Origin of the sequence: Desulfurivibrio alkaliphilus AHT 2 (assembly GCF_000092205.1) — a bacterium.
Taxonomy (GTDB): domain Bacteria; phylum Desulfobacterota; class Desulfobulbia; order Desulfobulbales; family Desulfurivibrionaceae; genus Desulfurivibrio; species Desulfurivibrio alkaliphilus.
Window position 1 is genome coordinate 1023823 of record NC_014216.1, and the last position, 19074, is coordinate 1042896.

20 protein-coding genes are annotated in these 19074 nt (G+C 59.4%); 4 read left to right on the top strand and 16 right to left on the bottom strand.

Going from position 1 to position 19074, the window contains the following annotated elements; all coding sequences use genetic code 11:
* Positions 1–42: 42 nt before the first annotated feature.
* From DAAHT2_RS04345 to DAAHT2_RS04385, 9 genes are all read right to left on the bottom strand, one after another.
* Entirely contained in the window at positions 43–1104 is a 1062-nt protein-coding gene (locus DAAHT2_RS04345) for an aminoglycoside phosphotransferase family protein (RefSeq protein WP_013163090.1), read from the bottom strand.
* Complete coding sequence (locus DAAHT2_RS04350) at positions 1098–1982, bottom strand: nucleotidyltransferase family protein (RefSeq protein WP_013163091.1); 885 nt, start codon at positions 1980–1982, stop codon at positions 1098–1100. Before DAAHT2_RS04350 ends, DAAHT2_RS04345 begins: the two co-directional genes overlap by 7 nt.
* Positions 1970–2815 (bottom strand): LpxI family protein, encoded by an 846-nt coding sequence (locus tag DAAHT2_RS04355; protein ID WP_013163092.1) that lies wholly within the window; start codon positions 2813–2815, stop codon positions 1970–1972. Before DAAHT2_RS04355 ends, DAAHT2_RS04350 begins: the two co-directional genes overlap by 13 nt.
* Positions 2799–3602 (bottom strand): acyl-ACP--UDP-N-acetylglucosamine O-acyltransferase, encoded by an 804-nt coding sequence (lpxA, locus tag DAAHT2_RS04360; protein WP_013163093.1) that lies wholly within the window; start codon positions 3600–3602, stop codon positions 2799–2801. The genes DAAHT2_RS04355 and lpxA overlap by 17 nt, the downstream gene beginning before the upstream one ends.
* 115 nt (positions 3603–3717) lie before the next feature.
* Positions 3718–4167 carry a 3-hydroxyacyl-ACP dehydratase FabZ gene (gene fabZ, locus DAAHT2_RS04365; protein WP_013163094.1) on the bottom strand — a complete coding sequence of 150 codons (450 nt, stop codon included), beginning with the start codon at positions 4165–4167 and terminating at the stop codon, positions 3718–3720.
* A complete protein-coding gene (gene lpxD / locus DAAHT2_RS04370; protein WP_013163095.1) occupies positions 4160–5239 on the bottom strand; it encodes a UDP-3-O-(3-hydroxymyristoyl)glucosamine N-acyltransferase in 1080 nt (359 codons plus the stop codon). The genes fabZ and lpxD overlap by 8 nt, the downstream gene beginning before the upstream one ends.
* Before the next feature lie 333 nt (positions 5240–5572).
* The gene (locus tag DAAHT2_RS04375; protein WP_013163096.1) at positions 5573–5860 is read right to left on the bottom strand and encodes an integration host factor subunit alpha; all 288 of its coding nucleotides are present in this window, start codon (positions 5858–5860) and stop codon (positions 5573–5575) included.
* 188 nt (positions 5861–6048) lie between these two features.
* The gene (gene eno, locus DAAHT2_RS04380; RefSeq protein ID WP_013163097.1) at positions 6049–7341 is read right to left on the bottom strand and encodes a phosphopyruvate hydratase; all 1293 of its coding nucleotides are present in this window, start codon (positions 7339–7341) and stop codon (positions 6049–6051) included.
* 30 nt (positions 7342–7371) lie between these two features.
* Positions 7372–8580, bottom strand: coding sequence for a type II secretion system F family protein (locus tag DAAHT2_RS04385; protein WP_013163098.1), 1209 nt, complete (start codon positions 8578–8580; stop codon positions 7372–7374).
* 436 nt (positions 8581–9016) lie between these two features.
* Here DAAHT2_RS04385 and DAAHT2_RS04390 point away from each other — a divergent pair, with 436 nt between their 5' ends.
* Positions 9017–9283, top strand: a complete 267-nt coding sequence (locus tag DAAHT2_RS04390) for a PxxKW family cysteine-rich protein (protein WP_013163099.1) — start codon at positions 9017–9019, stop codon at positions 9281–9283.
* Positions 9284–9400: 117 nt separating this feature from the next.
* Here DAAHT2_RS04390 and DAAHT2_RS04395 read toward each other — a convergent pair whose 3' ends face one another.
* The 7 genes from DAAHT2_RS04395 to thiS all read right to left on the bottom strand — a co-directional run bounded on the left by DAAHT2_RS04395 (position 9401) and on the right by thiS (position 14368).
* The gene (locus DAAHT2_RS04395; protein WP_013163100.1) at positions 9401–10018 is read right to left on the bottom strand and encodes a transglycosylase SLT domain-containing protein; all 618 of its coding nucleotides are present in this window, start codon (positions 10016–10018) and stop codon (positions 9401–9403) included.
* A 198-nt stretch (positions 10019–10216) separates the two neighbouring features.
* Positions 10217–11299, bottom strand: a complete 1083-nt coding sequence (locus tag DAAHT2_RS04400; RefSeq protein WP_013163101.1) for an SO_0444 family Cu/Zn efflux transporter — start codon at positions 11297–11299, stop codon at positions 10217–10219.
* A gap of 7 nt (positions 11300–11306) precedes the next feature.
* Positions 11307–11552, bottom strand: a complete 246-nt coding sequence (locus tag DAAHT2_RS04405; protein WP_013163102.1) for a sulfurtransferase TusA family protein — start codon at positions 11550–11552, stop codon at positions 11307–11309.
* Positions 11553–11634: 82 nt separating this feature from the next.
* Entirely contained in the window at positions 11635–12042 is a 408-nt protein-coding gene (locus DAAHT2_RS04410) for a M67 family metallopeptidase (protein ID WP_013163103.1), read from the bottom strand.
* A gap of 73 nt (positions 12043–12115) precedes the next feature.
* A complete protein-coding gene (locus DAAHT2_RS04415) occupies positions 12116–12916 on the bottom strand; it encodes a HesA/MoeB/ThiF family protein (protein ID WP_013163104.1) in 801 nt (266 codons plus the stop codon).
* Positions 12917–12920: 4 nt separating this feature from the next.
* The gene (locus DAAHT2_RS04420; RefSeq protein ID WP_013163105.1) at positions 12921–14159 is read right to left on the bottom strand and encodes an O-acetylhomoserine aminocarboxypropyltransferase/cysteine synthase family protein; all 1239 of its coding nucleotides are present in this window, start codon (positions 14157–14159) and stop codon (positions 12921–12923) included.
* Entirely contained in the window at positions 14156–14368 is a 213-nt protein-coding gene (thiS, locus tag DAAHT2_RS04425; protein ID WP_013163106.1) for a sulfur carrier protein ThiS, read from the bottom strand. The genes DAAHT2_RS04420 and thiS overlap by 4 nt, the downstream gene beginning before the upstream one ends.
* 340 nt (positions 14369–14708) lie before the next feature.
* Here thiS and DAAHT2_RS04430 point away from each other — a divergent pair, with 340 nt between their 5' ends.
* The 3 genes from DAAHT2_RS04430 to DAAHT2_RS04440 are packed head-to-tail and all read left to right on the top strand — an operon-like array spanning position 14709 to position 19044.
* A complete protein-coding gene (locus tag DAAHT2_RS04430) occupies positions 14709–15908 on the top strand; it encodes an FIST signal transduction protein (RefSeq protein WP_013163107.1) in 1200 nt (399 codons plus the stop codon).
* A gap of 9 nt (positions 15909–15917) precedes the next feature.
* A complete protein-coding gene (locus DAAHT2_RS04435) occupies positions 15918–17651 on the top strand; it encodes a hybrid sensor histidine kinase/response regulator (protein WP_013163108.1) in 1734 nt (577 codons plus the stop codon).
* Positions 17626–19044 (top strand): sigma-54-dependent transcriptional regulator, encoded by a 1419-nt coding sequence (locus DAAHT2_RS04440; RefSeq protein WP_013163109.1) that lies wholly within the window; start codon positions 17626–17628, stop codon positions 19042–19044. The genes DAAHT2_RS04435 and DAAHT2_RS04440 overlap by 26 nt, the downstream gene beginning before the upstream one ends.
* Positions 19045–19074 lie beyond the last annotated feature (30 nt).

A 19074-nucleotide genomic window follows, 5' to 3' on the forward strand; every position in this document is an offset into this window, starting at 1 on the left:
TGATCTCTGTTTTTTGGGTTTTTTTTTTGGTTGCCGCTTTCTTTATAGCTTGCTGTTTTTTAGTTGCTGATTGATTTCCCGGCTTAGTTTGCGCAGAAGTGGGAAGGCTTTCCCCTGGGGGGTGGCCAGCAGGTCTTGCAGTTGGGCGGCGGCGGGCTTGACGAAAGCGGCGAAAAATCTTTTGCCCTTCTGTTGGCTTAAAAAGGCGAAGGCCCCCAGGATTTGCAGGTTACGCTGCAGGGCCAGAAAAAACCAGCCTTTGCTGAAGGCGGTGGGGTCGAAGTCCTGGATCATGGTGCAGGCCTTTTGCCGGTAGAAGTCCAGCAGTTCTTCTCGCATGGCCGGGGGCAGAGCGGCATAGGGGTCATTTAGCAGGGCGGCCAGGTCGTAAGCCAGGGGCCCCAACCGGGCCCCCTGGAAATCGATGATCCTGATTTGCTCCTGCTGCAGCATCAGGTTGCGGCACTGGTAATCCCGGTGCAGAACATAATCCGCCGGTTCGGCGGCGGCCCGGTCGGCCAGGGCGGCAAACTCCTCCGCCAGCCCGGCCGGCAACTCCTCCCGGCCCAGCATTGCTCGAACCAGGGCCTGGTAAAAATAACCCGATTCCCGTTCCAGCATCAGGCGGCGGTCGTAGCGGGGGGTATCCCAGCAGGAGGTTACCGGAAACCCCGGCCGGGCGGCGACCTGCAAGGTCAGCAGCGCTGTTATGGCCTGCCGGTAGAGACTTTTCAGTTCATCGGCCGGCGGTCGGCTCTGCAGCCGGTGGTAAAGCAGGGTCTCTCCCAGGTCTTCCAGCACCAGGATGCCGCCGGCGACCTCGAAACCGTAAACGGCCGGCACCGGCACTCCGGCCTGCTGCAGGTGGCGGCCGATGGCGGCCGCCGCCCGGGCCTCGGCCAGCTCCCGCGCGCTGCTTCCGCCGGGGGTGACCAGCAGTACCGACGGCCCGTCGCTGAAACGGCAGCGAACAAAACAACGCTCCGAGCCATCGGCGGCCATCGGGGTTGCCGCAACCAGCCCGGCGGCGCGATAACCGGCCCGGGCCAGCAGTTGCGCGACCCGGACCAGGTCCACCGGCGGAAAGCGATCATTTATTACCATAATATGGCATCCTCGGCCACCGTGCCGGCCGGCACGGTGGCCCCGTCCCAGACCACGCAGCGGCGCAACTGCACCTTATCGCCGAGCATCGCCCGGCGGCCCACCGCCACCCAGTCGCTGAAGCATACCTCCCGGCCCAGGACCACCCCGGGGCCCAGCCAGAAAGGGGTTTGCCGCTCCGCCCGGGCGTTCAGCAGCCGGCCATGCAGTTGCAGATATTCTTCCGGAGTGCCGATATCGCTCCAGCAGTGACCGCTGACCGTCAGGCCCCTGACCCGGTGCCCCAGCTCGATCAACTGCCGGTACCAATCGATGCTGTGGTAAAAGCCTTGGGCGGGGATCAGCTCCAACAGGGCCGGCTCGATCACCTGGATGCCGGTGAAGGCCAGTGGCTGGTTACCCCCGGCCACCACCGAACCGGCGGCCTCGACGGTGAAAGAGAGAATATTCCGATCGCCGTCCGTTAGCACCTTGTTGTGAGGCGGCCGGTCATGCAGCACCAAGGTGGCATCGTTGCCGGCCTGCCGGTGGTGCTCCATAATCAGGCGGTAATCGAGGTTGTGAAAGAGATCACCGTTGACCACCAGTACCGACTGCGCCCCGAAGCGGGAGCGGGCCAGGCGCAGGCCGCCGCCGGTGCCCAACTCCATCTCTTCCAGCTGGATTTCGATATCGCCCGCACCGGTCAGCAGAGAAGCAATCTGTTGGCGCAGGTGAAAGGCGTTGACCACTATGCGACGGCAGCCGGCCCGGCGCAGGTCATCGATGATGCGCAGCAGCAACGGTTGGTCCAGGACCGGAAACAGCGGTTTGGGCCGCAGCAGGGTGTGGGGCCGCAGGCGAGTGCCCAGGCCGGCGGCCAGAATCATGGCCTGCATGACAACTCACCGCCCTCCTCTTCGCTCAGGCCCAGAATGGCGATCCCGGCCCGATCGGCCAGCCTGACGGTCTCTTCGGGGTCAAAAAGCAGGGCCTGCCCGGCCTCCACCGCCAGCACCGCCGCCTTGACCTCGCTCATCCCGCTAATGGTCCGGGGGCCGATGGCCGGCAGGTCGAAGCGAAAATCCTGGTTGGGCTTACGCACCTTGACCACCACCGCCAACTCCCCGGCCAACTCGCCGCCCCGTTTAATGGCGGCATCGGTGCCCTCGATGGCCTCCACCGCCAACACCGCCCGGTCTCGGACCACCACACACTGACCGATATCCAGGGCGCCCACCTGACGGGCGATACGCCAGCCGAAACGAATATCCTCCCACTGTTGCTCATCCGGTTTTTTCTGCCCCAACACGCCCCGGGGGAACAGCAGGTTCTGCAAATAAAGGGTGGAAGGAGCCACCTGGATGCCTTCATCTGCCAGCAGGCCGGCCAAGGCTCGTAAAATGGCATCATCCTGGCGGGCGTCAATCCGGCGCCAGAGGGCCAGGGCCTTAAAATCAGGCCATATATCCCGGAACATTCTGGTCTTGGTAATGGTTCCGGCCAGCACGCACTCCGTTACCCCGTGACGGTGAAAAAAGTTAAGCAATTTCTGAAGTTGGCCCAACTTTACCCACTGGCAATGATCGGCCACCTCCGCCAACTCCGGCCAGGACTCCCCACGGTGGGCCACCACCACCGTTTCCCGGCCATTGTCCCGGGCCGCCTTGGCCACCAGCAACGGAAACTGACCGCCACCGGCAATAATCCCCAGCTTAGTCATCGCTGCCATCGACCTGACGCAACACTCCTTGCTTGGAGTTGCGGAAAAAATCAACCAGGTGCCGGACTTCGGGGTAGTTTTCGCCGGCCTCCAAAGCCCGCTCCAAGGCCTCCTGGAGCAGCAGATCGGGGGTGCGGAAAATAATTTTATAAGCCGCCTGCAGTTTTTTGATATTCTCAGGGGCAAACCCGGCCCGCCGCATGCCGATCTGGTTGATCCCGCCGATCCGCATCTGTTTGCGAACCCCCGCCATTACCACATAGGGGGGAACGTCTTTGCTCAGGCCGGACATGCCGCCGATATAGGTAAAGGTGCCCACCCGGACAAATTGCTGAATGGCGGTAAGGCCGCCGATAATCGAGCGATCTTCAATAAGCACATGACCAGCCAGGGTAACGGCATTGGCCATAATCACCCCATTACCAATCACGCAGTCATGGGCCACATGAACATAGGCCATGAGCAGGTTGTCATCACCGATCCGGCTGTAACCGAGACCGGCAACGGTGCCGCGATGCAGCGAGGCATATTCCCGGATTATGTTGCGGTTACCGATAACCAATTCGGTGGGCTCGCCCCGGTATTTGATATCCTGGGGCGGGGCACCAACGGTGGCAAAGGGGCCGATCCGGTTCTCCTCGCCGATCACCGTGGGGCCGCTGAGGGCGCAATGGGCCCCAATTTCGCTGTCAGCGCCGATTTTAACCCCGGGGCCGATCACGGTATAGGGGCCGATGCTGACTGTTTCGTGGATTTCAGCTTTGGGGTCTACAACGGCGGTGGGATGTATCTTCATAGCGCGGCCTCCAGCCGCCACAACAGGTTAAAGTAAAAATGGTTTGCGGGGGAAATAGTTACCCTGGCCCTGAGCTGCCCCGGACGGCCGGGGGCAGCAACTCAAAAGGGGAAAATCAGCCAAAAGTGGCCATTAACTGAGCCTCGGCGGCCAGCGCCTCAGCGACATAGGCCCGCCCTTCCATGACCCAGAAACGGCTTTTTTGTTTCTTCACCGTCAAATCGTAAATCAGTTGATCCCCCGGGGTTACCTTGCGGCGGAACTTGACTGCATCCAGGCCGGCGAAATAGACCAGCTTGTCGGCGGTCTGCTCCCGGTCGGTAAGGTAAGCCAGGATCGCCCCCACTTGGGCCATTCCTTCCAGCATCAACACCCCGGGCATCACCGGCTCCCCGGGGAAATGCCCCTGGAAAAAGTTCTCATTGATGCTGACATTTTTAAGACCCCTGATGCTCACTCCGGGCTCCACCGACAAAATACGGTCAACCATGATAAAAGGGTAACGATGGGGCAACAGCTCAAGAATCTGCTTAATATCCAGGGACTGCCAATCCTGTTCACTCATCTCCAGACTCCTTGCCAGAATTGTTATTTGCTTGGTTATCCGCGCTCAGGGTCGCCACCTGCCGGCGCAACTCCCGCACCTCACGCACCAGATCGGGCAGTTTGCCGAAGGCAATACTGGCCCGCAGCCATTTTTTATGCTCGATGGCCGGCATCCCGGATACCACCGCGCCAGGTTCCTGGTCGTTGTGTACCCCGGATTTGGCCGCCACCATCACCCCGGCCCCGATCCGCAGGTGCCCGTTTAAGGCCACCTGACCGCCCAGCACCACTTGGCGGTCCAGTACCGTACTGCCGGCGATCCCGGCCTGGGCCACAATCAGGGTGTTTTCACCCACCACCACATTGTGCCCGATCTGGACCAGGTTGTCGATTTTGGCCCCCGACTTGATCAGGGTTTCACCGAAAGTCCCGCGGTCGACACAGCAATTGGCGCCGATCTCCACATCATCTTCGATTCGGACAATACCCAAATGGGCCCGTTTATGATGATTACCCTGCCGGTCGGTGGCATAACCAAAGCCGTCACTGCCCAGCACACTGCCGCTGTGCACAATCACCCGGTTGCCCAGCACGCTGCGCGGATAAACCGTAACATTGGCATGCAGCACCACATCATCCCCGATGACACTGTCATCGCCCACCACCACCCCGGCTTCCAACTTCACCCGGCGGCCCAGGCGCACCCGGTGGCCCAGTACCGCCCCGGCGGCGATGCTGACCTCTTCAGGAATCGAGCAATCTTCTCCAATCAGGGCACCGGGATGCACTCCGGTGGGGGCAAAGGGGGTGGCCAGCAAAAAATTCTGGATCCGGGTGGCGGCCAGGTAGGGGTTGGAGACCTTAATCAACGCCATACCGGCGGGGATGGTGCACTGTTCGGCCAGCGGGGGAGAAATGATCAGGGCCCCGGCTCGGCACCGGGCCAGTTTGTCCGCCAGCTTATGGTCGGCCAGAAAAGTGACCTCCTGCGGCCCGGCACGCTCCAGGTCATTGAGGCCGGTTACCATAACGTCGCCATCACCAGCCAGGATCCCGTCAACCATGGCGGCCAACTCTTTTATCGTCGCCATCCATCCTCCTCCATGTCAGGACGCTGAACCGGCTGTAAACCGCCTGCAGGGTAGCGGCAACCGACCTTGCCACAAAAAACAGGCGCTCCCGCCGCTTACGGAAACGCCACCTTAACGCAAGCGATCACAGGGCACCGCCGAAAGCGGCGATCGCGCCGGCTCACGTACTGATGTACGCATCGCCGTCTCGCTTGCCGCAACCTGCGGCACCCTGTGACCGCTTACTCCGTAGACCCGTGATCAGTTACACCGTAACATTCCGTTACCCGAGCCACCCCTGGCTTGGGCAACCAATGGGCTGCCAAAACCACAAAACAAATCGTGCTTTATCGACTATTCCTTGCCATTTACCCGCTGGCGAAGAAGCCCCGAGGGCTTAAAGGTAATCACCCGGCGCGGGGCCAGCATCAGCTCTTCCCCGGTTTGGGGGTTGCGCCCCCGCCGGGAATTTTTCTGTTTAACGCTGAACTTGCCAAAACCGCTCAACAGCAGGTCTTCGCCTTCCTGCAGGGAATCTTTGGCAACGCTTAAAAAAATCTCCACCACCTCGGTGGCCTGCGACTTGGACAGGTTGTGTCGTTGATAAACTTCCTGGATCAAATCCGCCTTGGTCAGGGTCATGATTCCCTCCCCTGTTAAGGTGATAAAGGCCGGCCAACCCATAAACAGCCCAAAAGGGGCAGACCGGCCCGGAATATAAATTTCCGACGGCAGCACTGCGGCCATGGCCAATAGTTTTTCACCTCTGCGGCCGGCTTTGGTTAAAGGTCGAACGGCCGGCGCCAGAAGATCAAAACAACAGCGCGTTGTCAAGGTTTAAGTTGCAGGGCTGCCGCCCCGGCATAACCGGCAGCGGCCCCCAACTCCTCTTCAATCCGCAGCAACTGATTGTACTTGGCCACCCGGTCGGTACGGGAAGGGGCGCCGGTTTTGATCTGGCCGGTGTTCAGGGCCACACTGAGGTCGGCAATGGTGGTATCTTCGGTTTCCCCGGAACGGTGGGAGATCACCGCGGTGTAACCGGCCCGCTGGGCCATGCTTACCGCATCCAGGGTTTCGGTGACGCTGCCGATCTGGTTCAGCTTAACCAGGATGGAGTTGGCCACCCCTTGCTTGATGCCTTTGGCCAGAATGCCGGTATTGGTAACAAAGATATCATCACCCACGATCTGCACCTTATCACCCAGTTCCTCGGTCATGGTCTTCCAGCCGGACCAGTCGCCCTCGGCCAGACCGTCTTCAATGGAAACCAGGGGGTATTTTTTGATCCAGGAAGCATAAAGTTTGACCAGTTCAGCAGCCTTTTTCTTGGGCTTTTTCTCGGCGGCCAGCACATAAGATTTGCTTTTGGCGTCGTAAAGCTCGCTGGCGGCCACATCAAGGGCAATGGCAATATCCTTGCCCGGCTTGTAGCCGGCCTTGACAATAGCCTCCAGCAGACACTCCATGGCCTCTTCGTTGGAGCGCAGATTGGGGGCAAAACCGCCTTCATCGCCCACCGCCGTCTGATGCCCGGCCTTTTTCAGCACTGCTTTCAGGGCGTGAAAGGTTTCCACCCCCATGCGCAGGGCTTCCTTGAAGTTCGGCGCCCCCAGCGGCATGACCATGAACTCCTGGACATCCACGTTGTTATCGGCATGGGCTCCACCGTTAAGCACGTTCATCATCGGTACCGGCAACACCTTGGCGTTAACCCCGCCCAGGTAGCTGTAAAGCGGTAACCCCACATCTTCCGCCGAGGCCCGGGCCACGGCCATGGAAACACCAAGGATGGCATTGGCCCCCAGTTTTTTCTTGTTCTCGGTCCCATCCAGTTCCAGCATCATCCGATCTATCAGGACTTGCTCGGTGGATTCCAGCCCCACCAGGGCCGGTCCGATAATGTTGTTAACGTTGGCCACCGCCGTTTCCACCCCTTTGCCGAGATACCTTTTTTTCCTGGTATCTCGCAATTCGAGGGCTTCCCGAGTCCCGGTGGAAGCACCGGAAGGCACCAGGGCCCGACCACCGACTCCGGAGTCAAGGTAGACCTCCACCTCCACCGTGGGATTGCCCCGCGAATCGATTACCTCACGCCCCAGCACACCGATAATTTCACCCATTTTTTCTCCTGCACGTTACTGTTTGTTTATTTAACCAATGGCCTCGGCCATGCCGAAAATAGGCAGGTACATGGCGACCACCAGGCCGCCGATCATGCCGCCCAGAAAAACCATCATCAACGGCTCAATGGCCGCCGTCAGGTTCTCCACCGCCTGGTCCACTTCCTCGTCATAAAAATCGGCGATCTTGACCAGCATGGTATCCAGCGCCCCGGTCGCCTCACCAACGTTGATCATCTGCACCACCATCCCCGGGAAAACCCCGGTTTCGGCCAGGGGTTCGGCGATTGCCCGCCCCTCCCGGATGCTGTCGGTAACCCGCAGGACCGATCGTTCAATTACCTTGTTGCCGGCCGTCCGCGCCACCACCCGCAGCGATTCGAGAATGGGCACCCCGCTCTGCAGCATGGTACCAAGGGTCCGGGAAAACTTGGCCACCGCCACCCGGCGCAACAGGGTGCCGACAATGGGCATCCTAAGCAGCAGATCATCGATTTTAAGCTGCCCCTTTTCGGTCTTGTAGATTCGCTTGACGGCGTAGACCAGCAGGAACAGGAAAATCAGCATGTATATAAAATAACTTTGGGCAAACTCACTGAAGTTTACCACCACCTGGGTGGGCGCCGGCAGGGCCGAACCAAAATCGGCAAACATCTCTTCAAAGACCGGGACCACGAAAATCAACATCACCGCCATAACAATCAGAGAAATGGCCAGGCAGATAATAGGGTAGGTCATGGCCCCCTTGACCTTTTTCTGCAGGGCCTGGCTTTTTTCCATGAAAACAGCCAGCCGGGAGCAGATGGTATCCAAAATACCGCCCACTTCCCCGGCTTCCATCATGTTGCAGTACAGATTATCGAAAATCTCGGGGTGTTTTTTCAGGGAATCGGCAAAGGTGGAACCGGTTTCCACATCGGTCCGGACCTCTTTGAGCACCTTTTTAAAGGTGGGATTTTCCTGCTGATCGCCAAGTATTTGCAGGCTCTGCACCAAAGGCAGGCCGGCATCGATCATGGTGGAGAGCTGACGGGTGAAGATCACCACATCTTTGCCGGTTACCTTGGGCTGAAATAAAGCGATATCGGCAAAAAGATCTTTGGGGGCCTCCTTAACCGTCGAAGGAGTGACCCGCATCCGCTTCAACTGTGCCCGGGCGGCTGCCTCGTTGGGTGCTTCCAGCTTGCCCTTACGTTTCTCACCGTAGGAATTAACCCCTTTCCAGACATAAAAAGGCATCGGTTGTGGTGCTCCTGTCAGCAAAGTTTTCGGGTAAGCGATCACAGGGCACCGCATCTTGCGGCACCCTGTGATCGCTTACAGGACAAGCCCTGTGGCGGGTTACTTTTACGGGAATCGGTAACCTCCCCGTTTCGTCACTTATAGCCCATGCGGCCTATAAAGACAAGAAAGGAATCAACAAGTTAGAGAGATGATCGGCTTTTCATTTGACATCATGCCGACAATCTTTTATATAAACCCGTTTCTTAGCGTTGTCACAAAACAGCTTTCGGTTTCTTATTGATCCCTTGATCCCTTTAAGATACAGGTTTCAAGCTCTTTGCAAGCCGACGACCGTGACGGGGCCCAAGTTCAACCGCTTATTTTTGCATTACCGACCAACCCTATTGGCTGGTTTTTGCGAGTCTATTATTTTTGTTTTTGGAGGTTTATCATGGCAAAGGCAGCACCCCAACAGGAAGACACCAGCAAGTACACCAGCGGCCAGTTTCAGACGATCATCGACCAATGTGAAGGCTGCGGCCGGATCGTGACAGCCGGCGCCGACAAGTTCTGCCGGACCTACGCCGTTCCGGCGGCCAAATGGCGCCAGGGTCTGTGCAACTTTGCCACCCACGCCAAGCCGGAAATCGTGGCCGCCGCCGCCAAGATCAATCCGCTGAAGGCCTCCAAACGGGCCGCGGCCAAAAAGAAGAAGTAAAGCCACCGGGTTGCCCGCCGGGCTCGTTTTTACCAGCCCGGCAGCCAACGACAACGCCGACTTCCGCATGGGAGCCGGCGTTTTTTTATTCCTGGCTAAGCTACTTCGAGGGGATTTTCAAAAAAAGATCCAGCGTCGCTCCAGGCGGCTGCGGCACTGGTTGTACTGCTGCTCGTAACGGTTGGCCTGGGCGGCAACCCGACGTGCCACCCGCTGCAACTCCGGCTTGTTCCGGTAAGTTCCCCGGCGGTAGCCACCATGGCCTTCATGATAGGCCAGGTAAAGCCGATAGGCATCATTGGGGCGAATATTGCAGCAACGGACACTTCTGGCGTTGTACCAGCCGACAAAATCGATGGCATCCCCAAAATTGTTGCGCCGGGCAAGCCGCCTGCCCGCATCCTGCCGGTACTCCTCCCAGGTACCGTCCAGCGCCTGGGAGTAGCCATAGGCGCTGGACGGCCGGGAACCTGGGAAAATCCGCAAAAATCGCTTGCGGGGCGGCTTGGCCCGGGCCTGGAAGCTCGACTCCTGATGCACAAAGGCCATCTTCACCGGCACCGGAATGCCCCAGCGCTTTTCCGCTTGCCGGGCCTGGCGATGCCAGCTCCGGTTTTCCTCGAAAATTTCGCACAGATTATTGGAGTTGGCCGGCGGCCTGGTCGCACAGCCACCCAGCACCAGCGTAGCCGCCAGCAGCAACAAAAACACCAGAGTACGACTGGTTGCCAGCATAAATTCCTCGAAGTTAAATAATATATTGATCGGCCACGCAGGTTTAACCGGCCGGGAAGCGCCCCCTTAATACCGGAGACCGGAAATCAGGCGGAACTTAGCAAAAAACACCCCCGGAGGCAAGGCCAGGCCGACCTCCGGTTAACAGGGAGGGCAAATTAGTGGGCTGTGCCAACGGGTTGCCCTGGGGTCGCTTACCTAAAAGAAGCGGCGGCGTATCGGTCTTGCAGCCAGGCCCAGCAATAATAGCAGGGAGGCATACCTGAGCCAAAGGGGCAACAGCTCCCTGGCCGCCCCAACCTGGGCGGCCAGATCCACTGCCCAAAAAGTTATCAGCGCATCGGTCAACACCCCGCCAAGCACCGCGCTCCCGGCCACTCCAGCCAGATAAAGGACCATGGCCGCAGTGCCGAACTCGTTACGAAACACCGTCAGGGTGGCAATGCTGGTAATGGGGCCAGCCAACAGGAAAACCAGGGCGGTACCAGGCGAGACCCCGCTGATGATCAGGGCTGCCGCCACCGGCGTGGCAGCTTGGGCACAAAGATACATGGGAATCCCAACCACCGCCATCAGCAGCATGGCGGGCAGACCGGTGGCATACTGGGCCAGAAACCCAGGGGGCACCAGAGTCAGCAACAGACCGGCCAGCAGCAGCCCCAACAGCAGCCACCAGGAGATATCATCAAGAACTTCAGTGAAAGCGTAGCGAAGCCCCGCCGTCAAGGCCGCAATTCGAGAAGCGGCCGTCTCGGTGGCGGCGGTGGAGGCAGCAGGGGAAGTGGGCAAACGGCAGGCGCAGGAGTTAGAACAGGAATCGACGGCCGATGAAGATGCAGATTTAAGCGCAACTCCGGTTGCCGCCTGCTTGGCGGCGGTCTTGCCGGTCAGCCCAACAAGCATCCCGGTCGTCAGGGCACTGAAGATGGCCGCCAGGGGGCGGATGATTGCCAGCAGAGGGCCCAGCAGGACATAGGTCAGGGCTACGGAATCGACCCCGACCCCGGGCGTGCCGACCATGAAAGCGGTGCAGGGGCCGCGGGAGGCGCCGCCCCGGTGAAGGGCCAAGGCCAGAGGGATTGCCCCGCAGGAACAGAGGGGCAAAGGTGCCCCGACCAACGAGGCTCGAAGCACGGCCGATATTCCGGTACCGCCCAGCCAGCGGGTAAGCAACCGCTCCGGAATCCAGGCCTTGATAAGCCCGGCCAGGGCCAGACCCAAAAGCAGCCAGGGGGCGGCATCCAGGGCCAGCCCCAGGGTATTGCTAAAAAAAAGCAGCAAGCCGAAATCAGCCGGCCTTGCGCACCAGAACCGACCAGGCGCCGTCTTCCAGCCTGGTCTGCGACAAGACCTCGTGCCCCTCTTTTTTCACCGAGCCCGGCACGTTGTTGATGGGAGGGCCTTCATCAAGAATGATTTCCAGAATCTCGCCGGGCTGGATATCTTTCATGGCCACCTTGGTGTAAACCAGATTCATCGGGCAGTTGACCCCGCGCAGGTTTTTGGTGGCGGCGACTGACTGTTCTGCACTCATCGGATGTGTTCTCCATGTCCCTGATTAAACCCTGTGGGCTACCCGGGTTTTCGACCCGTAAAGGCTTGGTAACGAATCTGTTCTAGCGTTCGGCCAGCACCCGGATCGGCACCTCGCTGACCTCGCCCCGGTTGATCCGGAAAGCCCGAATCGGCTCCACCCCGGTCAGCAGGCTGACTATAACGTACACCATGGCGGGGTCATGAGCCAGACGAATATCCTCTTCCGAAGGCCTGGCCGGCGTTTCCGGGTGGGTGTGGTAGACCGCCGCCATCTGCAGCCCCTCTTCCCGCATTTTGCGCATGGCCGCAAACTGTTCCGCCGGATCCATGGTGAAATGATCCGGGGCGGCATCCTGGTTGGTCAACTCAAGATGGCACCCCACCACCCCATTTTTGGCCGCCAGATAACCGCAGGCCTCGTTGGGCATCTCCCGCCGCCCGTGTTCCAGTATAGCCGCCAGCACCTTTTCTTCAATCTCTAAAGTCATCGTCTTTAAAAAACCTTCAGGGTTTTAGGATAGTTATCGGCCAAAAACCGGGGATGTCTTTGGCAGCAGCGGGCTAAATGGCGCAGGCGGCCTGCTCGTAATCCACCAGTTCGGTGATGGTGGGGTTGCTGCCGCACAGGGGGCAGTTTTCCTGGCGCCGCAGGGGCACGCGACGGAAGGTCATATTGAGGGCATTGAAGCTGAGCAGCGTATCGGTGAGCAGCTCCCCGGTGCCGATGAAGTATTTCAAAGTTTCGGCGGCCTGGATGGTACCCAGCATTCCGGCAATGGCCCCCAGCACGCCGGCTTGGGAACAGGTGGGGACGGCATCCGGCGGTGGCGGTTGCCGGAAGGTGCAGCGATAGCAGGAGGATTTGCCCGGCAGCACAGTCATGGTCTGACCGTCGAAGCGCAGAATACCGCCGTGGGAAAAGGGAATATTTTCCATGACACAGGCGTCGTTGACCAGAAATTTGGTGGGGAAATTGTCGGTGCCGTCCAGCACAAAATCGTAATCCCTGATCACCTCCCGGATGTTATCGGCCTTAAGCAGCATCCGGTGGGTCTGCACCTTGACCCCGGGGTTGATGGCCACCATTTTTTCCTGCGCCGAGAGCACCTTTTCCCGTCCTACATCCTTGGTGTGGTGGGCGATCTGGCGCTGCAGGTTGGAAAGATCCACCACATCGCCATCGACAATCCCGATGGTCCCGATCCCGGCCGCCGCAAGGTAAAGGGCCGCCGGAGAACCCAGCCCCCCGGCGCCGACGATCAGCACCCGGGCGGCGGCGATCTTTTCCTGCCCTTCCACCCCTACTTCCTGCAAAATAATATGCCGGCTGTACCGTTCCAGTTGCTCCGCTGAATAATCCATGAAATCACGCGCTCCTTATGGCCTGTTGCAAGTCCTGTTGCAGATCTTCACTCTCTTCAATGCCGGTGGAAATTCTGATCATCCCTTCCCGTACCCCCATGGCGGCCCGTTGCTCCGGGGAAAACTCGGTAAAAATGGTGGAGGCGGGATGAATGGCCAGGGTTTTATTATCGTTGATGTTGGTGGCTCGTTTGATCAGGCGCAGCCGGTCCAGGCAGGCAAAACACTCGTCCCGGCCGGCCAGCTCAAAGGTGAGAACGCCGCCATACCGGCCGGCAAACTGCCTTGAGGCCAGTTGATGATAAGGGTTGTCCGGCAGGCCGGGATAGTTAACCGCCCCAACCTCCGGCAACCGGCTGAGAAAACGTGCCAGATCAAGGGCGTTTTGGCAGCTTTTCTCCAGCCGCAGCGCCAGGGTCTCCAGGCCCAGGGTCTGCAGCCAGGCATTGTGCGGTGCCAGACAGGCCCCAATGTTGCGGGAAATCTCCCGGCGCAGGGCAACTAGCAGGGCAAAGGGTCCAAAGCCCTTGGCAAACTCCACCAGCCGGGGTGATTTTTGCCAGTTGAAACTGCCATGATCGATGATCAGACCGCCCACCGACGTGCCGCCCCCGGAAAGATACTTGGTGGAGGAGATCACCTCGATGTCCGCCCCCAGTTTGCCGGCCGGGCAGAGATAAAAGGTGGTGGCGGTGTTGTCCACCACCAGGGGCACCTCTTTGGCCCGGCAAATGGCGGCCAGGGCGCCAAGGTCGACCACTTCCAGTTGAGGATTGGTAATACTTTCGCAAAAGACGGCCCGGGTGTCGGCATCGATGGCGGCCGCCACCTGCTCCAGGTCGTCCATATCGACAAACCTGGTTTCCAGCCCCCAGGGGGCCAGGGTGTGGGCCAGCAGGGAAGCGGTGTTGCCGAACAGTGAACGGGCGGCGACAATATTGGTGCCGGCGCCGGCCAGGGCCATGATGGTGGTGGAAATCGCCGCCATCCCGGAAGACAGAGCCACCACCCCGCGCCCGCCGGCCAGAGCCTGCACCCGGCCTTCCAGTTCAGCCACCGTGGGGTTGGTTATCCTGGTGTAGGAATGGGCCGCCTTGCGACCGGCAAAGGCATCGGCGATTTCGGCGGCGGAGGTAAAACCGAAGGATACTGTGTCATAAACCGGGCCACGCAGGGCATGATGGGCCGGATCGGCCGTCCCGCCGGGGCCACCATGTACCGCCCTGGTGGCAAAACCGCTCATACCGCGCCGCCACCCATAAAGTACAGAAACTCCACACTGTCGCCTTCCTGCAGCACCCGCTGGTCGAATTCGCCTTTATCCACGAAAGCGCCGTTGACCTGTACGGCCACCATGTCCGGCGATTCAACATTCTGCTGGGTCAGAACCAAGGTGACATTAACCTGATCTTCCGAAAATTCTTTGGCCTCACCATTCACTGTAATCTGCATATCGCACCCCGCAACGCAATAATCTTGAAAAATTGAAAAGTTAAACGGTTTTGTTTTTGGTAGCTGGTTGTGTTAATAAATTACCTGTCACCAGTCGGTGGCAAGGACCCTCATATATGCCATGACCTCCTGGTTTTTTCAAGCTTAATAAACCGTAAAATCGTGCCGACCAGCTCTTTTCACCGGGAACAATGTGGCAACATGCCTTACCTTAACCAGGTTGACTGCTGCCACCTCACGGGTGGCGATAATTTTCTCTGTGAACCCTCTCCTTCTCATGGTAAATTTCCGAATTAAGCCGCAAACCAAATCTTTACCATAGCAGCCTGAGGAGATATTGATGAAAATCGCCACCAGTCACAGTTGCCAGCCTGACACCTTGTCTGCGGTACAGGAATCCTGCCGGCAACTGCGGCACCGACTTGCGCAAGACCCGGACATTCTTTTCGTTCATTGGTCGGTGCTTTACCCGGGAGAGGAATTGCGGAAACTGCTGGCCGACCAATTCCCCGACTGCCGGATCCACGGAGCCAGCTCATGCCTGGGGGGGATGACCGAAGAGGGGGTTTTTTCCCAGGATGGCCGAGGAATGGTGCTGATGGGCCTGGCCGACCCCCAGGGGGCTTACGGGGTTGCCGGCGGCAAGTTGGGAGCCAACACTCGCGAAAGCGCCGCCGACATCGTTCTTGAGGCCATCAATAACGCCGGGCGACCGGGAGAAATGCCCGATCTGGTCAGAATTTCCTCCGCGCCAGGCTACGAAGATGACATCATCACGGGTATTGAGACCGTACTGGGCCCGGAAACTCCTATCATTGGAGGCAGTGCCGCCGACAACCAAGTCCGGGGAGAATGGGAACTGATCACCCACCGGCAGCATTTACGCCAAGGCCTGGTGATCACCGTTTTTTATCCCTCCACCACGCTCTCCTTCGCCTTTCACAACGGCTACAGCCCCACCCAGGCCAAAGGGCGAATCACCAAAGGTGCCGGCCGGGTTATCGAGCAGATAGATCACCAGCCGGCGGCCCTGGTTTACAATGACTGGACCGGCGGCATCATCTCATCGGCCCTGGAAAATCAAGGGTCGGTACTGGCCGACACCACCCTTTACCCTTTAGGTCGAGTGGTGGGGGAGATCGGTGGAGTGCCTTATTTCACCCTCGCCCACCCCGACCGGGTTACCGCCGGCCAGGGCTTAAGCCTTTTTGCCGACATCAAGGAAGGCGACGAAATCATTCTCATGCGAGGTACCGTGGAGACCCTGATTTCCAGGGCCGGCCGGGTAGCCCAGGCGGCCCTGCAGGCCAACCGGTTGACCCCGGAGGAAATCAGCGGGGCCATGGTCATTTACTGCGCCGGCTGCATGCTCACCGTTAAGGACCGTATCGATGAGGTGTCACAATCCCTCAACTCGGCCCTGGGCGGGAAACCTTTTTTGGGGGCTTTCACCTTCGGCGAGCAGGGCTGCTTCCCGAGCGGGGAAAATCGCCACGCCAACCTGATGATTTCCGCCATAGTTTTCGGCCCCACCAGATAACGAACCGCCATGCAACCGCTCAACAACGACGAACTGCTACGCGAGGCGCTGCTCGACCTGGCCAAAGCCCGCGAACTGGAGGAGCGCCAGCGGCGCAAATCGGAGGCCCTGTTGACCGGCCTGCGGGTGCTGATCAAACCGGCGGACAGTGCCCGGATGTTCAAGGAACTGCTGGCCGTATTACAGGAGATCCTCAACTTCGAAGAGGCCTTTGTCCTGGCCCGTCGCCCCGACGGCTCGCTGGTGCCCACCGTTGCCACCAGCGAGACCATGCTGGCCGGCCGCTGGTTACCGCAGGCCATGTTACAGCGGGTGTTGGCCGGCAGGCCGGTCACCGTTTTTGATGTCGGGCAAATTGAGGAGTGGCGGCAACAACCGGCAGAGATTCTGGCCAAGGTCTCTTCGGCTCTGCATGTCCCCTTGCGCGAGGGGGAGCAGGCGGCTGTTCTGGTCTGCACCCATTCCCGGCGCAGCTTTTTTAACCGTAACCACCAGCGGCTGGCGGAAAATTTTTCCACCCTGGCCTCCCAGGCCCTGCTCAACGCCGAACGCCAGCAAATGGAGGACCAGCTTTTCCAGGCCCGCAAAATGGAGGCGCTGGGCATTCTGGCCGGAGGAATCGCCCACGACTTCAACAACATCCTGACCCCCATCCTCATCAACGCCCAAATGGCCAAGCTGGAAGCGCGAGACAACCCCATTCTGGAGCAAAGCCTGCAACAAATCGAACAGGCCACCGAGCGGGCCGGGGCCTTGATTCAGCAAATTCTCGACTTCAACCGCCAGGGCAAACATGAACCCCAACCCATCCAGCTGGGCCCAATTATCAAGGAAGCCTTAAAATTTCTACGTTCCACCGTTGCTCCAAACATTGAAATGGAGTATACAAAAAAGGTGGACCACGACATGGTGGCCGCTGACCCCACGCAGATGCTGCAGGTAATCATGAACCTGGCCTTGAATGCGGCTTATGCCATGCGGGATAGCGGCGGTCGGCTGGAAATTGAACTGAACGCCGGTGATCGCCTGCCACCTGTTGCCGCACCGGATGCCGAACAACAAGAGTCCTGGCTGAAGATGGTGGTCAGAGACCACGGCCCGGGGATCAACCCGGAACACCTGCATCGCATTTTTGATCCTTTTTTCACCACTAAAGGCAAAGGTGAAGGCTCCGGCATGGGCCTGGCCGTGGTCCACGGTATTGTCAGCAACCATGGCGGCACCATCAACTGCTACAGCCAGCCCGGCCAGGGTGCCACTTTTGAAATTCTGCTGCCCGAGATAACCGGGCGGCAACCGGCAACAACCGGCTCCTCCCCGCCGGCAGAGATGACCGGCGGACAGGAAACAATACTCTTGGTGGATGACGAACTGCCGGTGGTGCAGGCCTTTGCCCCCAACCTGGAGAAACTCGGCTACCGGGTGGACACCACCACCAACAGCGAAGAGGCCTTGGCCATGATCCGCCGGTCCCCTAAGGCCTATGATCTGTTGATTACCGATTACAATATGCCGAGGCTAAACGGCCTCGAGCTGGCCCGCCAGGTGAAACAAACAGTGCCGCAACTGCCGATTATACTCTGTACCGGCTTCAGCGGTTATCTGGATGATGAGCAACAGGCACAAGACATTGCCACCTGCATAAGCAAACCATTCAGTATCGGCGAGATTGCCGCCGTCATCCGCAATACTTTGAACCAAGATGGAAGACAAAACGATGGCCCACGTGCTGGTAATCGATGACGACAAAATGGTCTGCGAGACCCTCAAAACCCTGATCAGCTCCCAGGGTCACCAGACCGAAAGCGCCCTGACCCTGAAAGAGGGCATGGAGAAAAATACCGCCACCACCTTCGACCTCGTCTTTCTCGATATCAACCTGCCCGACGGCAGCGGCCTGGATGCGGTGGCAGACTTCCGCCAGGTCCCATCCCGGCCCGAGATAATCATTATCACCGGTGAAGGCGGGCCGGACAACGCCGCCCTGGCCATGAAGAGCGATGCCTGGGATTATGTTCGCAAACCGCTTTCCATACAGGATGTGCTCCTGCCACTGACCCGGGCCTTGCAGTACCGCCGGGAAAAGGCGGAGCAAAAACCACCACGGGCCCTGCGCCGCACCGAGATCATCGGCAACAGCCCGCCGGTCAATGCCTGCCTGGACCTGGTGGCCAAGGCGGCCGGCACCGACACCAGTGTGCTGATCACCGGTGAAACCGGCACCGGCAAAGAGCTTTTTGCCCGGGCCATCCACGCTAACAGTGAGCGCGCCGGCGAGGATTTCGTGGTGGTGGACTGCGCCTCTCTCCCTGCCACCCTGGTGGAGAGCATTCTCTTCGGCCATGAAAAAGGCACTTTCACCGGCGCCGAACAGGCCCGGGAGGGGCTGTTTCACCAGGCTCACCGCGGCACCCTGTTTTTAGACGAAGTTGGCGAACTGCCCCCGGATACCCAGAAAAGTCTGCTGCGAGTGCTGCAGGAACAGCGTTTTCGCCCCATCGGCAGTTCCCGGGAAGTGGAAAGTCATTTCCGGCTGGTGGCCGCCACCAACCGCGACCTGGAAGCCTTGGTTGCCGGCGGCGACTTTCGCCGGGATTTGCTTTATCGACTCCGGGGCTTTGCCATCAACCTCCCCCCGCTGAAGCAGCGGGGGGAAGATGTGGTTGAACTGGCCCTGGCACAGCTGAACAAGTTAAGCAAACACTACCGGATTCCCACCAAGGGGCTCTGCCCCGGGTTCATGGAAACCCTGCGGAACTACGACTGGCCCGGTAATGTCCGGGAGCTGTTCAACGCCGTAGGGGCCGCCTTTGTCCAGGCCAAGGACGAACCCACCCTCTTTTCCATGCACCTGCCGGCCGACGTCCGGGCCGGAGCCAAACTCAAACAGGTTCAAGGCCAAAACGAAACCGGTCGCCACCCACTCCCCGCCGCCTCCGCTTCCGGCAACTTCGACCTCCCTCCCCCACCTCCCCTTAAGGCGGTGCGGGAAAAATCCCTGGTCAGCACCGAGCGCCGCTATCTTTTTGAACTGCTCAGCTATGTCAATCGCGATATGAACGAGGCCTGCGCCATTTCCGGGCTTTCCCGTTCCCAGCTTTACCGCTTGCTGCAAAAACACGGGGTTCAACGTTGAACGAGGGTGCTCACGCGACAAAACTGACTC